The sequence below is a fragment of the Pseudohongiella sp. O18 genome (assembly GCF_021729085.1).
Classification (GTDB): domain Bacteria; phylum Pseudomonadota; class Gammaproteobacteria; order Pseudomonadales; family Pseudohongiellaceae; genus Pseudohongiella.
Genome location: NZ_JAJSAR010000002.1, coordinates 1 through 16855, shown reverse-complemented (window position 1 = coordinate 16855; position 16855 = coordinate 1). Strand labels below are relative to the sequence as shown.

Annotated in this window: 8 protein-coding genes; all 8 read left to right on the top strand. The window is 55.0% G+C overall.

Annotated features, from left to right (window positions below):
- The first annotated feature begins 97 nt into the window (after positions 1–97).
- Positions 98–3106 (top strand): M16 family metallopeptidase, encoded by a 3009-nt coding sequence (locus LVD14_RS07380; RefSeq protein ID WP_237133452.1) that lies wholly within the window; start codon positions 98–100, stop codon positions 3104–3106.
- A gap of 22 nt (positions 3107–3128) precedes the next feature.
- Positions 3129–4067, top strand: a complete 939-nt coding sequence (locus LVD14_RS07375) for an ABC transporter ATP-binding protein (protein WP_237133451.1) — start codon at positions 3129–3131, stop codon at positions 4065–4067.
- A complete protein-coding gene (locus LVD14_RS07370; RefSeq protein ID WP_237133450.1) occupies positions 4064–4924 on the top strand; it encodes an ABC transporter permease subunit in 861 nt (286 codons plus the stop codon). The genes LVD14_RS07375 and LVD14_RS07370 overlap by 4 nt, the downstream gene beginning before the upstream one ends.
- Positions 4921–5886: a PDZ domain-containing protein gene (locus LVD14_RS07365; RefSeq protein WP_237133449.1), complete on the top strand. Its 966-nt coding sequence runs from the start codon at positions 4921–4923 to the stop codon at positions 5884–5886. The genes LVD14_RS07370 and LVD14_RS07365 overlap by 4 nt, the downstream gene beginning before the upstream one ends.
- Positions 5883–7427, top strand: a complete 1545-nt coding sequence (locus tag LVD14_RS07360) for an FG-GAP repeat domain-containing protein (RefSeq protein ID WP_237133447.1) — start codon at positions 5883–5885, stop codon at positions 7425–7427. Before LVD14_RS07365 ends, LVD14_RS07360 begins: the two co-directional genes overlap by 4 nt.
- Entirely contained in the window at positions 7424–9133 is a 1710-nt protein-coding gene (locus tag LVD14_RS07355; RefSeq protein ID WP_237133446.1) for an FG-GAP repeat domain-containing protein, read from the top strand. Before LVD14_RS07360 ends, LVD14_RS07355 begins: the two co-directional genes overlap by 4 nt.
- Positions 9134–9201: 68 nt before the next feature.
- On the top strand, positions 9202–9429 hold the full coding sequence (locus LVD14_RS07350) for a hypothetical protein (RefSeq protein WP_237133445.1): 228 nt from the start codon (positions 9202–9204) through the stop codon (positions 9427–9429).
- A gap of 170 nt (positions 9430–9599) precedes the next feature.
- The coding region (locus LVD14_RS07345; protein WP_237133444.1) for an Ig-like domain-containing protein at positions 9600–16855 on the top strand (7256 nt) is incomplete at its 3' end.

The window sequence follows — 16855 nt, the reverse complement described above, 5'->3', positions numbered from 1 at the left end:
CGCTACATTGAAGAGCAAGCTGACGGCGCGCAGTCGAAGACAGAACACAAGACATTCAGATGGTGTTAACAGTGTAAAGTAGAACGCGGAGAACAACATGAAGATGTACGGTACAGCTCAAGGCACAGGCTCCAATCGTGGCATCCTGGGTCACAGCGCAATGGCAGTGACATTTGTACTGGCCCTTTTGGCAACCGCCTGCAGTCCCGAGCAATCCACGACGCCGGCTGACACTGGCGCCGCCCAGAGCGAGCCGGCAACAGCCCAGTACACCCGCATCTATCCACCGAATGCAACTGACCCGCTGAATGCCCATATTTACGAATTGAACAATGGATTGCGCGTTTACCTCAGCCGAAATACTGAAGAGCCGCGATTTTACGCCGAAATAGCGGTTCGAGCCGGCAGCAAGCATGACCCTGCGGATGCAACCGGCCTGGCTCACTATCTGGAACACCTTCTGTTTAAAGGTAATCAGCAGCTGGGCACTCTCGATTATGAGGCTGAAAAGCCTTATCTCGACGAGATTCGCGAGCTTTACGAGATACACTTCAATACCGCTGACCCGGTCGAACGCGCTGCCATTTACAGCCAGATCAACCAGGCATCACAGCAGGCTGCCGAATACGCCATCCCCAATGAATTTGACAAGCTTTACAGCATTATGGGGGCCAGTGGCCTGAATGCGCACACCTGGCACGAAGAGACAGTTTACAAAGTAGGTCTGCCTGCCAACCGCCTGGAACAGTGGGCGACCATTGAATCGGACCGTTTCATCAACCCCGTGTTCCGTCTTTTCCACACGGAGCTCGAAGTTGTTTACGAAGAAAAGAACCGCACACTGGATAACCGCGACCGCATTTCTTACTACGCCCTGGCGGACCTGCTTTACAAGAACCACCCCTATGGCCAGCAAAGCACCATTGGTGATGCCGAGCATCTGAAGAATCCGTCGCTGGTCTACATCCAGGATTACTTCGACACTTATTATGTTCCCAATAATATGGCCATCTTTATCAGTGGCGATATTGATATTGAGCAGACCATCAACACAGTTGCACAACACTTTTCAAAGTGGGAGTCCAAGCCTTTGCCTCCAGCCCAGAGCTGGCAGGAAGAACCCATTACCGAGGTTGAGCGCGCTACCGTTTATTACCCGGGCCAGGAACAGGTCACCATGGCGTTTCGCACGGTCCCGAATGGCCACCCTGACAAGGAAGCCCTGATGCTTGTCGACATGATTCTCGACAATCGCACTGCCGGTCTGATCAACCTGAATCTTAATCAGCGCCAGCGCGTCCAGGCGGCCGGCAGCTCGCCGGAATTTCATAATGACTATGGCGCCCAGACTCTGTGGGGCGTGCCTCGCGAGGGCCAGACGCTGGAAGAGGTAGAGCAACTGCTGCTGGAGCAGATCGAGATGATCAAACAGGGTGAATTCGAAGACTGGATTCTGCCCGCCATCGTCAATGACTTTAAACGCATGGAAAAACGATCGCTGGAATCCAATGTCGCCCGCGTCACTGAAATGCGTGAAGCCTTCCTGTCTCATGCTGACTGGAACACACATATCGGCGAAATCCGCAGACTGGAACGCGTCACCAAGCAGGATGTAATTGATGTAGCCAATCGCTACTTCAGTGATCAGAATTATGTGGCCGTGCACCGCCTGGATGGCCCGGCGGATATTCCTGAGGTAGAGAAACCACAAATCGACCCGGTCAATATCGACCCCTCCCGCCAGTCCGAGTATGCAGCCAACATTCTGGCCATGCCCTATGATGAAATCGAACCACGATTTCTGGAAGCCGGCGTAGACTATCAGGTCGCTGAATTCGCGCCCAATGTGCCCATTTATTATGCACACAATGAACTAAACGACCTGTTCACTTTCTCGATCAACATTGAGGTTGGTACCGAGCAGAATGAGCTGCTCAGTATGGCCTCTGCGCTGCTGGACAAGGCTGGCACTGTCGACTACCCGGCGGAAGAATTGCAAAAGCAGTGGTATCGGCTGGGCAGCGATTTCAGCTTCAGCGTTGGCAGTAACGAAACCCAGATCTCGATTGCCGGCATGGATCCGCAGTTCGAAGAGTCGCTGACACTGATGCTCTCGCTGATCAGCGATCCGCAGAGCGACGCACAGACACTCGAAGATCTGAAACGTACCGTGTTGCAGGCTCGCGCTGACCAGAAAGAGAACCCCGCGGTCATCAGTCAGGCGCTTTATCTCTATAACCGCTATGGCGACGAGTCACCGATGCTGCAGTCACTGACCAGCGAACAGATTCGCAGCGTCGACGCGCCAACCCTGCTGGCTTTGATTCCGCAACTGCTGAAGTACGAACACAGTATTTCCTACACGGGTTCAATGCCATTGCAGACAGTCTCAGAGATTGTCTCCGGGCACCACCAGATTGGCAGCGAACTGATGGCGCCGCCGGCCGAGAAGCTTATGTTTGCGCGCGAGATTCAGGACAATCAGATCTACGTCATTGATCGCGACACTGCCCAGGCCCAGATCCGTATCGAGTTCCCGGACACGACCTATGACCCGACACTGACAGTTCCCTCATCTCTGTACAACAACTACTTCGGCTCTGGAATGTCGAGTGTCGTGTTTCAGGAGTTGCGAGAAGCCCGGGCACTGGCATACTCGGCAGCCGCGCGCTACGCGCAGGGCGGACGCCAGGATGCAGAAAACCTGATGCTTGGTGTCATTGGCACCCAGAACGACAAAGCCATTGATGCGCTCGATGCGTTTGTGGACCTGATCGACAACATGCCTCAGTCATTCGAGCGCTTTGCTGACGCATACGGCTCGCAGATAAACGACTATCGCACCGCAACCACCAGCGCCCGGCAGGTCCCGGGAATGGTTCGTGCGTGGCAGAGACTCGGCTACAACAGCGATCCGCGCCCCGAGCAGTTCGCACAATTGCAGAGCGCTGGCTTCGAAGACATGCTTCAGTTCCAGCAAAATCATGTCGCAGGGCGTCCCAAATTCATTTCCATTGTAGGCGATACTGATCGGATCGACCTTGAAGCGCTTTCGCGTCTGGGGACCGTGCAGACGCTGAGTGTCGACGACGTTTTTGTGGAATAAAACAGGTTTCGGAGTAACCGGCATGAAGGCAACGGATGCAATCCTGTCAGTAACGAGCCTGCGCAAGCGGTTTGCTGCCGTCGACGTTTTAAAGGGCATCGATCTGACAGTGACACCCGGCGCCATCCATGGGCTGGTAGGACTAAACGGCTCAGGGAAAACCACAACAATGGAATGTGTACTGGGCATGCAGTCATTTCAGTCGGGGGACGTCCGGATTCTCGGCAGGCAACCGGCCGATATCTGGCAATGTCATGGTGCAGTCGTTGGTATATTCGACACGCCGGGCCTGCACAGCGGACTGACCGTGAGGCAGGTGCTGACACACGCCAGAATGCTGTGCCCGCAACCGGTTCGCAGTGCGGCGGAGGTCGAGGACATGCTCGGCATCAGTCGTTACAGCCATTACCGGATTCGACAACTGTCGCTGGGCAATCGCCGGCGTGTATCTATCGCTCACGCGCTGCTTGGGCGACCACAATTTATTGTCATGGACGAACCGTTTAACGGCCTGGACGCCGGTGGCGTAGACGACGTTCTGGCACTGATCAAAGACCTGAACAGCCAGACCGGGACCAGCTTCCTGTTATCAAGCCATCAGCTGGCCTATCTGGAAAGCATCTGTACGCACATTTCCATCCTGCATAACGGCCGCATCTCCCTGACCGAAACTCTGCAGAACCTCGCGGGCAGCGCAGACACGCAACTGCGTATTGTCTGCGACAAGGCTGACGCTGCAGTAGCGCTGCTTCAGTCAGACCCTGCCATCCGCATATCATCGCATGAACAGAACCAGCTGAACCTGCAGACAGTGGGTCTTCACGCTGCCGAGATTAACCGACGACTGGTAATGGCTGGCATCTCGGTATCCGAGTTACAACCGATACGGCGCGGCCTGCATCAGGTTTTTCAGGACATCGTTAATGCACCCGCTGACAGCTCGCTGCAGGAGGCGTCATGATCAGCTCCTTCCGGGTGGCGTTAAGGGCAGAAATCTATGTCGGTCTGCGCAGTCATGCCTCACGACTTGTGGTTATTCTCCCCGCACTGATTGCCTGTGCACAACTGGTATTGACCAGCATGCTGACGGCAAGCCGCGAGGCCAGTGAAACGATGTTTGGTGGCATGGGCGCCGGGCAGATCGAAGGTGCTGATGCCTGGGGTACCCTGGTGGACGCCTACGCAACCGGACTGACACTGATCGGACTGCTGCTGGCAGGTTATGCCGCATGGAGCCTTGCCAACGACAAAGACAGCGGCGTACTCCGTCACCTGCTGATCCGTCATGCCAGCCGTCGAACCATGCTGATGGTCAAGCTGGCGCATGCTCATTTGCTCGGCATTGCTTCCATTGTGGTGCTTTTAGTCAGTTGCACGGCATGTGCATGGCTGATCTGGGACTTTGGTCCGGTGGTCGAAGATGGCTACGAACTGATCGGCACTTCGGAAATACTGACAGAGCTGCGCCTGGGTTTGCTACTGGCGATTATCCCATTACCAGCAGCCATCACGATGGGACTGCTGGTGTCCGTGCTGGCGGGCAACAGCACTCAGGCGCTGGTTGCAGCGCTGGGCATCACCCTGGCTCTGGATATTCTTAAAGGGATCATTGGTGCAGCCTCTGACTATATCTACGCCAGCTACCTGGTATCGCTGCTGGACAGCTCTTACCTGCGTGACGTCAGCCGCCTGGTTCGCGGCTTCTCTGATGTAATGATTAATCCAACTACCTTGCAGATGAATCAATGGGTACCCTGGCCACAGGCGATATTCCTGCTGCTACTGGCCTGGTACGCAATCAACAGGAAACCGGTATGAGATTCAACCGAAGCAAATCAGCTTTTCTGTCAGGCTGGATGTCGCTACTGCTTCTAAGCGCCTGCGTCAGCACCGAACCCCGCGAATTGCTACCCACTATTTCCCAGTCGCCTGAACAGATTGTGCTTGCGGGCGATGGTGGCGCCAGCGAGCCCGAAGTAGATTTCGGTCTGACCGCGACGGTCAACGAAAGTGACTCACTGACCAATATCAGTGTTCTGCCGGGCATCAGGGTGCGCAGCGTCAGCAACGGCGGTCCGGCAGACCGGGCGGGTATCAGGGCTGGCGATGTCATCCTCAGTATCGACGGGCTACCGAGCAACCAGCCAGACATTCTGGACTTGTTGGTGCTTGAGACCACTGACAATCGAAGTTTCGAGTTCGAAGTCCGCCGCAATACCACTGTTTTTCAGGCCACGGTTGCGGTCCAGCCCATCCGCAATGAGACATTGCCACCAGTGGAACTGTATCGTACAGACCCGGTTTTGCTGCGGGCCGGATTCACAACAGAACATTTATCTGGCCGAAGTGGAGAGCCGCTCACGGGCGCAAGGATAGTCCGCATATTTGATCAAAGCCCCCTGCTGATGGCGGGCCTGCTGGAAGACGACGTGGTTGTGGCCGTAGACGAACAAAGCATAGGGTCTGCACAGGGGCTGGTCACGATGATCAGCAGCAACTATCAGGCAGGCGATCGTGTAAACCTGCAATTCCTGCGCCGCGGTGAACTGATGAATGAAGATCTGCGGCTCTGGCATCCTGGCACGCGCCTGAGCGAACTAAGCATCTGGCCGCTGTTCAGTTACGAGTCATCGCTGAGTCCCGACCAGACCCGCCTTCGAGTGGGCGACCTGATTCTGTTTTCGCTGTTTCAGTACCAGCGAACCGGCCCGGAGCGCGAATACAGCGTGCTCGGCATTTTCCGCGCGGCCAGCGGATTTGGAGAACTGGTGGAGGAATGATGGGAACGTTGCGCCCGCCCCTGATACTTATTGCGCTATTGTTGACGGGATCTCAGTCCTGGGCACAAACCAACTACATTGCCTCAGAAACGCCGTCAGCCGAATGGCCTAATGACATCCAGCTGGCCGATGTGGACGGCGACGGTTTGCTCGACCTCGTCATACCGCAATGGACGCCAGGTATCGGACGGCAATTGCTGATTCATCAACAGCAGGCCGACCACCGTTTCCCGGCTCGACCTACGCGCACCGTTGATATTCGCCCTGAAATAGTCGCGGTGGCCTTCGCTGACGTACGCGAAGAACCGGGTGATGAATTGCTATTGTTTACCGGCACTTCTGTGTTCAGCCTCAGCACGGCGCAGGCCACCTATGCCGGCAATATTCGCCACCTGTTTGACTGGCCCCTGCTCACAGCCGTGCCTCAGCGGCGCACCACCTATTTTCTGCAGGCACCCACTGATCTGACCGGCAATGGCTATGTTGACCTGTTGTTGCCCGGAACAGACGGTTACGGCTATTTCGAAGGCCAGGGCCACGAGTCATTCACACTACGACAGCAGTTCACGACCGAGAACCTCGAACTGGACCGGTCATTGCTGCCACCTCCAGCGGGTCGATTTTCGACAGAGGTCACATTTAACGAGCAGGATGGCCTGGTGGTCAGGGTCATTCCGCGCAGTGCTTCAGATTTCGAAGGCTTTGTCATGGACCTTAGTGATAGTGCCGCAGACACGCTACTGGAGACTGAACAGTGGATGCCATCCGCAGTGCTGGCTGATATGCGATCCGAAGGGTCGGCTGACGTCGTCTTCCTGAACATTGGCAATGACCTTTATGGACAGGTCAATATCCTTTCGAGAGACGAGCTCGCTAACGGTAATACGACACCGGTATGGCAGGGGCCGGTCGAGATGGAAGGCGATTTTCATTTATTGCACCTGAATGGAGACGAGCTGGTAGACCTGGCGCGTGTTCTGGAAAGTGGCGAAGACTGGGACGTGCACCTGTATCGCAACCAGGGCGGGCGCTTTGATCTGCGGCAGCCTGATCAGGTCATGCGCTTCAGTGGTTATGATCTGCGGCTGGAAACGCTTGATGTGGCTGGGGATGGTCAGCGACAACTCAGCATCACCTACTACACAATTCCGGTCGTCAATGCGATCCGCAATGCCAGCATCGTGCGTAGTCAACTTCTCTATGGCAGCGCGACAGGGGCACAGGTCTTTAACAGCCGTCCCGACTTCCGGCAGGATGACAGCTTCTCTGCACAGACCATTCGTGGTCTGACGAGCCCCATCCACCTGCAAAGTGATCTGGATGGCGATGGCCGCCTGGACGCACTCTATCTGACAGATGCCGGTGTACTGACCGCCAGACGTATTGATGCCCGGCTGAACTTTGAACCGCAGCCATTCTGGCAGTATGTGCCTTCACGCACCATTCTCGACTTTGAGCTGCGCGACCTGAATGGGGATTCGGTACCAGATATACTGTTGTATCACTCCAATACCATCACCATGCTGGTGTCAGCGCCATGAATATATTTGAACTGAAAATTTCCAGACAATCTGTCCGCGGTCTGAGCCTTGGCGCAGCCGCTTTGCTCTGGGCAGGCAGTTCACTGTACGCTGACACTATTGATGGTTATCAGCGCATGGATTTCTCGCTGACTGGTGACACCAGCAGCCTGATCCTGGTGGACGCGGACAACGATGGCCTGAGCGACATTCTGGCAATCGCAGAAAACAGTGTTCACCTGTATTTTCAGTCTGCAGGCGGTGAACAGACTCGCTTCGACTTCAGTGAGCCCCAGGCCAGCCTCGAAATGCCGGGTCAGTCGGTCGGCTGGGATGTCAGCGGCGAGTTTTCATTGATTGCCCTGATAGATGGCAACCGCGTGATGCGCTGGCAACTTCAGGACCGTCAGTTCACGGACGCCGAAACCGTGCTCGATGGCGTCAGTGGATTTCTACCGCCAGGCATGCACAGGCTGACGTTTGCCCGTGACATTAACAACGATGGCAGAGAAGATCTGATTATTCCGGCTGCTGGCGAGCTGAGCCTGTACATTCAGTCGAGCGATAGCAGCTTTCAACCCCCGCTTCTGGTCAGCTCTGACATCCGGCTGCGTTCCGTGTTGCAATCAGACTCAACACTGGATCGTGATGTGGGCCAGGCACTAAGCATTCCTCTGATGAGCCTGCGGGACGTGAACGGTGATGATCAGCCAGATCTGATTTCTGACACCAGCGAACGGCTGGATGTGTTTTTTGCCGCGCCACAGGCCAATGCTTATTTTCCCCAGGAGCCCGACATATCAATCGACCGCGTGGCCATTCGCGAGCGGCTTGGCGAGTTTGATATCGATCAACTGGATTTTGCCAATCTGACAGGTGTGCTGGCACTGACTCATGAGGAAATACTCCAGGACATGAATGGCGACGGCGTTGACGACCTGATTCTGCGTGAAGGTGGGCGGGTGGCCCTGCATCTGGGAAGTCCCCTGGGAATGGACCTGGCGCAAGCTGACCAGATACTGCGATCGAGTGGTAATGTACTGTCCGTATTCATGCACGATGAGAACGAAGATGGACGACCCGACCTGTGGTTATGGCGGGTTGACCAGGTGTCATTGGGAGACGTTTTCCTGTGGCTGGCCATCTCTGGAACCATTAACCTCGAAGCCTACATATACCCCAGTGAGGGCGACAATTTTGCCCGCCGCCCATCCCGACGTATTACGGTGGCTCTGCGCTTCCCCTCTGTTGTCCGGATGATTGGTTCCGTCAATGAGGTCCGTGAGCGGGCACGCTCAACAGAAGCTGTCATTCCCAGTGCGCAGGCAATCGTCAGCGCCGAAACACTGCAGGGCAGCTCAGCTGAGGCGGGCATCAGGGATCTGTTGGCTCTTGTCGACGGCCAGCTTCAGCTCTTCTACCGCGCAGTCGCAACTGAGCCAGCTCCAGACGAAGATCGCTTCCTCGCATCATTGAATTACCGCCGTCAGGTGGACAACTACGAGATCGATATCCGAAGGGTTATTGATGAGTTTGATGTCGAAATCAACAGCGACGTGCGCGCTGTCAGCGACCGGCAGCCTGATGCTGCCCTGCCCCTGCCGATGGCAACTCCTAGAAGTGATATTGCCATGCAGGATCTGAACAACGATGGTCTTGATGACATCTTTGTGCTGCTGGAGCGTGATGAGACTGCTGTCACTGGCATCCTGTTTCTGTCAGACTGAGGAATACTAACGGGCTACCGGTTGGCCCGTTGGAAAACTATCGTGACGCCCGGTGGAGGCGCAAGCCGATGAAAAAACTGATCTGGATAACCTTTTTCAGTGCTCTAGTTGTCGTCAATCTGCTGGCCATGGCCGCCGACTATTTCGGTGGGGTTTATATCGCCATCCCATATCGACTGGTGATGATCCTGGCAATTACGTTGATTGGAACCATCTTCGGCGGCGCCTGGGTGTTGATGCGCACAGCCGAATCCGAGCAACCAAATACCGGGCGAGCAAAACAAGACGAACGCTAAGCCACTATTTTATAAATCACTCCTCGATCCTTGTCATAATTTATTCCCCGTTTTTTCCCTAATTAGAGCGGCCGATCCGTATCTATTTGTGATCCAGAATTCGATAATCCACGTGCGCGCGTGATCAACGCGCAGGACGCGTGAATCACAAAAAAGTGGAAAACAAAAAAATGCCAGCCAAAGATCGTTCAGCCAGCAAGCCGACTCAGACCACCTCCACGACCAAGCGACGCAAGCAGCACAGCACCTATGAGAACTCCCTGCTCGCCTTGGAGCCGCGGATGTTGTTGGATGCAGCACTGGCCACCACGGTGGTCGATGCACCGAGTGATGATGCGACGGTTGAAACGATGTTCGTCGAAGATATCGAACAGCAGGCACACTCGGCATTTCTGGACAATAACGACAGTGACTGGTCACCCGCGGCAGTCTCGTCTAATGCTGACGACGAAGGTGAGAGTCTGCCCACCCCTGCCCCTGAGGCAACGTTAAACCTCGAGCGTTTTGCGCAAACCCTGGCCCTGAATGCACGTCGCGAAGTAGTATTCGTCGATGCGTCCCTGCCTGATTATCAGGTCCTGCTTCAGGCAGCCAAGCCGGGACTGGACGTAGTCCTGCTGGACCCGAATACCGATGGACTGGAACAAATCGCCAACTGGCTGTCTGAAAACGGCCGGATGGATGCTATCCATGTGCTGGCTCATGGCGATGCCAGCAGCAAGCACTTTGGCTCCACCGTCGTCACCACCGAAAATATTGGTGAGTACGCCGAACTGCTCAACGAGATTGGCCAATCGTTGACTGAAGACGCGGACATTCTGCTGTATGGCTGTCGCGTCGCAGAAGCCGAAGGCTCGTTTTTCGTAGATGAGTTTGCGCGTCTGACTGGCGCAGATGTCGCAGCGTCCACGGATGTTACCGCCAACCCTGAACACGGTGGCAACTGGCTGCTGGAATACGCCAATGGCACGATCGAGTCTGAACTGCCTTTCGAGCGGAATGCGCTGCAGGCGTTTTCCACCCAACTGGATGCCCAGGTCAATCTTGCAGGAAAAGACAGCTGGGTTCCCATTATGGGGGGGGATAATTTCGACCCACAGGGTGACTCACAGTCTGGCGCGGCTGACCTGGACCTTATCGGTGCCACCAGCCACCCGGTTCTGTACGCCGCCTATGACGATAACGGCACTCCTGACAATGCCGATGACGACACCCTCGCATTCCGGGTACGTATTGATAACCCTGCATCCCAGAGCGATGTCGGACGTGTGATCCTGATCGGCATGGATGCCAACAACGACGGGCGCGTTGATATATTCATGTCGGTCGACGCCCGCAACAACTCACGCGCCGTCAGGCTCATGGATCCGGGCACGGGGCTCAATAACTCCCCGAATACGACTACCACCTCAGTATTGCCGCCAGGCTGGCTACCCAACAACGGCGTCTACTCGCTCAATAGCAGCAATTTTTCTGTGGTTTCCGTCAGCAGTAGCACTGACCCCAACTGGGACGGCACGACGGACCGCGGCAATGATGGCAATAACGATGTTTTTGTCAGCTTCAGAATACCGATGAAAGACCTAACCACGGTCCTTGCCATTGGTTCTCCAACCGACCGCAAAGGCGAAGTCGGTCCGCGTGGCACCAGCGGGATTAGCGGATTCAACAAAGATACCAGCGTTAAATATGTGCTGATGTCGCAGACACAACCTGGTCCGATCAATGGTGACCTGGCAGGCGTGGGCTCCAAATACAACAAGAATGCCACGTTTGACGACCTTGGCGCTTACACGCCACCGATGACTCCTGATGAACCCGTCGCGTCAGGCTTGAGCGTCTCCGTTACCACCGTGGGTGACGGCAATATCTCTCTGAGTGAGAGCCAGGCACTGGATATTACCGGCAAAACCGGCTCCAACGTAACCGACGGCACCTGGGTCAAGGTAACCGTTACCAGTAGTGGCGGAGGCTCAGTCGATCCGTTTTTTGTGCAGGTCAGCAACAAGACCTGGTCTCTTGATGACGTCAATATCAGCGCGCTCAATAACGGCACGCTGACCGTCACGTCTCAGCTGTGGACTACTGGCAATGACTCCGGCAGCCAGGTCAGTGGCTCCACCACCGGCACGCTGACTGCGACGCTGGACAAAACAGCCCCCTCGGTCACAGTCAACAGCATCGCGACAGTCGGCACACCGACCATCAGCGGTACCTCTGACCTCCCCGTTGGCAGCCAGATTACAGTCGTTATCGACCCGGACAATAACAGCAGCACAGATAACTCGCTGACCTATGTGACGACCGTGCTCAGTGGCGGCACCTGGAGTATTCCGATCAGCACTGCCACGCCGACATCGGGCACTTTGTCATCCAGCGGTCTGACTCGCTTTGCCAAGATCACCGCGTCCGGCACCGATGCGGCTGGCAATACCGGATCTGCCACGGGTCAGAACGTGCCCACGGTTAACTCACAAACCACGGTGGATAAAACACCAACCGTGACCGGTACCTGGACCAATATCTCCGGGGACACGCTGAGCGTGGTTATTAATAATGTCACTTACACCAGTGGCAGCGGACTGACCATCAGCGGAAACACCTGGACAGCAACTGTAAGCGGCGCGTTGGACGCTGGCACTTACCAGGTCGTCGCTACGGTGACGCGCGACAGTACCAATGTCAGCGACGCAACCGCAGGAGAACTGGTCGTCGTCGATGGCCAGCAAGTCAGTATCACCAGCAGTGCAACGGCTAACCTGCCAAAGCCGACCATTTCCGGCACGTCTACCGTCAACAATGGCAGCATCATTGTCCGTGTGGATCCGGGCAATGATGGCACCGGCTACGTGACCTATTCGGTGAGCACCGATGCCTCTGGCAACTGGTCTTTGAATCTTGCCACGGCGACACCGCTGTCAGGATCCCTGCCATCAACCGGACTCGAATCAACAAACGGCATCCGGGCCAGCTACACCGATGACAATGGCACAGTTATCGCCGAGCAGACTTTGACCGTCGTACTTCCTACTATGAGCAGCATTGGCATTGAAACAGCCGTCACGCAGGCGACGACTGCCGCCAAGCTGATTACCGGCGATGGTTTTCTTAACTCACTGGAATCCAGCAATGTTGTTGTCAGCGGCACTACAACGAATGTCGCAAACGGCAGCAATCTGATATTGACCATTACCGACAGCAACAACAATGTGGTCACACGCACCGTTCAGGTCAACAACAACAGCTGGTCGGTCACCATCGCAAATGATGTGCAATCACTCAGCAACGGCACTCTGACGGTAAAAGGGGCGCTGGATGGAACGACTGTCACGCGTACCACTACAACGACGCTGGACAAGATTGCACCCTACATTTCTAACACCACACAGTCACCCATACGGGCCTCTTCCGGTGCGGTCATCAAAGGGATCACAGACTTACCGCAGAACACTGTGTTGACTGTAGAGCTGTACACGGCTTCCAATTACAGCGGCAACCCTGTGCAAACACTGTCAGCAACGGTTCAGGCGAACGGATCTTGGTCGGCGGAGACAACCTCAAACCTGAGTAACAACTCAACAGTCTATGTGCGAGTAAAGGCGCCCGCCAATACCTCCGACACCGCCGGAAACCTGGTACAGAATCTAGACTTCAATCGCCCTGTTGCCAACTCCATCGGTAACTCCACGAGGGTTATTGACGTAAAGCCGATTACCGGGGACAACGTCGTTTCTAGCAATGAGATCAGTGGCGGTCTCACCATTTCTGGCGAAACCAATGGAACCTCGCAAACCGTAACGGTAACCATTACTCAAAATGGCAGTACCGTTTACACTAAAACGACCACCGCCGGGTCAAGCTATACAGCTGGCACCAACAACTGGTCGGTCACCCTGACCAAAGCAGAAGTCCAAGCCCTGTCCAACGGCCAGTTCCAGGTCACAGCGACTGTGACAGAGGGCTCGGGCAACAGCCAGGTCACCGTTACCGATGCGGAATTGGCCACACTGAATCTGGACAGTCCCGTATTGACCATCACTGACAACGTCAGCGGTGTCGCCTCCGGAGATGTCACATTCACCTTTACGTTCGACCAGGCAATGAAGACAGGCGAGTTTACTGCCAGCGATATCAACGTCACCAATGGTACAAAGGGCACGTTTACCGCTGTCAGCTCGACGGTTTATACACTGGTCGTCACACCAACGGCTAACAGCACTGGAAACATCACGGTCAGCGTCGGTGCAGGAGCGGCCACGAGTGATGTCACAGGCCGAAACAACCTGGCCGCCTCAGCGACTCAGGCATTTGATACTGCGAACGACATCACTGCCCCATCGCTCGACTTTACTATCGATAATCAAGCTGTCACTGCGTTCCCGGTAATCAGCGGTACGACCTCATTGGCCGCAGGCGCCACGGTTGATATCACAATCGACCCGAATGGCGACGGGAATCTGACTGATCAGGTTGTGTACTCCGCGACGGTCAAGGCAGGGAATCCATCAAACACCTGGTCTGTTGACCTGTCGGCAGCTACTCCGGACTCTGGCACCGCACCCGACTCAGGGTACACTGGCAGTAGCATCATTTCGGTCAAAGCCGAAAATCAATATGGGAATAGCACGACATTAAAAGGCTCTGTACTTAGAAGTATCAGTAACGATTCTGGCAACAGCAGTACCGATTTCCTGACCAATGACCAGACATTGATTTTCAGTGGTTACGCGCAGCCGGGCAGCTCCGTCGCGCTTACTCTGGGTAGCACCAGTCTGGCCACGGTGACAGCGGATGGGTCTACCGGTATCTGGACTTACAACTACACCGGGACGACCCTGGCAGCCGGAAATTACGAGCTTAAGGCAGTATCAACAGTAGACGGCAATACAGCGACATCGACGCAGGATATTGTTATCGACACGACAGCTCCATCTGTCGCTATCAGTTCTATCACGACTGATTCCGGTACTGCCGCGGATTTCAAAACCAATGACAACCAACTGGTATTCAACGGCACAGCGACTGCCAATTCAGCCGTCACTGTAACCTTAAGTGGCAGCTCGGGACAGGTGTTCTCGGTTAATACAACCGCAAGTTCTGAGGGCAACTGGTCCGTTGATCGCAGTGCGCTGACGGCGTTAGCTGACGGCAGCTACACCTTGACTGCCGCGACCAGCGACAGAGCAGGTAACAGTGCACAGGCGACCCAGACTATCGTCATCGATACCACCGCGGCCATCTCAATTACCAGCAGCTATATATCCCGTGACACCACGCCGACGATTTCCGGCAGCAGTGATCTCGAGACTGGGCGCACCATCACGGTGACTGTCGACGGAACCCAATACACAACGACAGTTCAGGCCGGTGGGTTCTGGTCAGTTGAGGCAACCACACCAGTCAGCGGTGAGATCACAGTAAGCGCATCCGGCACGGATGAAGCTGGCAACTCAGCCAGCACCAGCAAGGCGATGGTCATCGACACCTCCGCACCCGATATTGCTATTGGCACTGTCGCCGGTGACGATACGATTACCAGCGAGGAAAATGGATCAGTTGTCATCTCGGGCACAACAACTGATGTATCCAACAACCGCACCGTTTATGTAACGATTACAGATGGTACGACGACTATCGTCGACGATACGACCGTCTCAAATAACGCATGGAGCCTTGATGCGCTAAACCTCAAATCCATGAAAGCTGGTACGCTGACGATAACTGCCACTTATTATGACGATCAGGGCAATGCTTATGTGGCAACACGCAGCGTAACTCATACAAAAACTGGCGTCAGCATTGACTCAATTTCTGACGACACTGGCACTGCGTTTGACTACATAACCAGTGACCGAACCCTGACATTCAATGGTACAACTGGCGCTAACGACACTGTCACCCTCAGCCTGAGCGGACCATCTGGCACGTTCAGCAATGTAACCGTCACAGCAAACTCAAGCGGCGTCTGGACATATAACCATACAGGCACCTCACTTTCTGATGGCACTTACACTCTTACAGCGGTCAGCAATGGCGATACCAAACAACAGCAGATAGTAGTTGACGGTACGGCACCGACAGGCCCTGTCACGGTTAATAGCCAGACCGTTCTTGACGTGACACCTACCATTACTGGTACTGCTACGGTTGGTTCTGGTGAAGAGCTGACAGTCGATGTCAACGGTGTGCGTTATACCGTCGGTGACGGACATCTGACTCTGAGTGGCAGCAACTGGACACTGCAGATACCTGACGCCAATGCACTCTCTGCGGGTCGGGCAGGAACCGATTTCGTTGGTTATTATGAAGTCACGGCAGCCATCAGAGACACGGCCGGCAATGTATTGAATGACTCTACTACCAATGAGCTATTGATTCAGGATGCTACGGCTCCGGTCGTCGACCTGAATGGGTCGGGTGATGGCGCAAATCACAGTGCCACGAGCAGTAATGGTGCTCGAACCAGCCTCGACAGCAGCAATAGCGCAACTGTTACGGAAGCGTCCGACAAGATACAGAAAGTATCTGTCACCGTGTCGGGATTACAGAATGGCGACAGTGAAAAGCTGATCCTCGGTTCAACAACCTTCAACGCGAATGGTACGAGTGGTAATCAATCCAGTATTACTGTCGATAATGTCACTTATTCCGTCTCGTACAATGGCGGCGCATCCCGCTTTGATATCTTCCGTGCTGATGCTGAACCGATGTCTGCAAGCCAGGCACAATCGATCATACGCGCTCTTGACTACCAGAACACTTCTGGCAATAGCAGCACCACCGGTGCCCGGACATTTACAATTACAGCCATTGACGATGCTGGCAATACATCGAGCAGTGTCACCAGCACTATCACAGTCTCACTAGGTGATACAACACCGCCTGCAAAACCTGTTGTCAGTTCAATCAGCACGGATACCGGCACGAACACATCAGATGGCATCACCTCCGACCAAACGCTGACGTTCTCAGGTACCGCTGAAGCAAACAGTACCGTTGAAGTGTTTATAGATGGCACCTCCATTGGGACAACAACCGCTAACGGATCGGGTAACTGGAGCTTTAATCACGAAGGAACCACGCTCGCGGAAGGCAGCTATACAGTTACCGCTAAAGCAACTGACGCTGCGAACAATGTAAGTGATCCCTCAGATAATTATTCGCTGGTCATCGACATTACCGCCCCAGCCAAACCGGCTGTCACTGCAATCAGCACCGACACTGCGGGCACCAGTACCAGTGATGGCATTACCTCCGATCAGACCCTGGTCTTCTCCGGCACGGCCGCAGCCAACAGCACCGTGGAAGTGTTCATTGGTGGCAACTCTATCGGCACCACCACGGCCAATGGTTCGGGCAACTGGAGCTTTGACCACACCGGCACCACGCTGGCAGAGGGCAGCTACACCGTGACCGCGCGTGCCAG

Coding starts and splice junctions, on each gene's coding strand:
- LVD14_RS07380 (WP_237133452.1), top strand. CDS start 98: ATGAAGATGTACGGTACAGCTCAAGGCACAGGCTCCAATCGTGGCATC.
- LVD14_RS07375 (WP_237133451.1), top strand. CDS start 3,129: ATGAAGGCAACGGATGCAATCCTGTCAGTAACGAGCCTGCGCAAGCGG.
- LVD14_RS07370 (WP_237133450.1), top strand. CDS start 4,064: ATGATCAGCTCCTTCCGGGTGGCGTTAAGGGCAGAAATCTATGTCGGT.
- LVD14_RS07365 (WP_237133449.1), top strand. CDS start 4,921: ATGAGATTCAACCGAAGCAAATCAGCTTTTCTGTCAGGCTGGATGTCG.
- LVD14_RS07360 (WP_237133447.1), top strand. CDS start 5,883: ATGATGGGAACGTTGCGCCCGCCCCTGATACTTATTGCGCTATTGTTG.
- LVD14_RS07355 (WP_237133446.1), top strand. CDS start 7,424: ATGAATATATTTGAACTGAAAATTTCCAGACAATCTGTCCGCGGTCTG.
- LVD14_RS07350 (WP_237133445.1), top strand. CDS start 9,202: ATGAAAAAACTGATCTGGATAACCTTTTTCAGTGCTCTAGTTGTCGTC.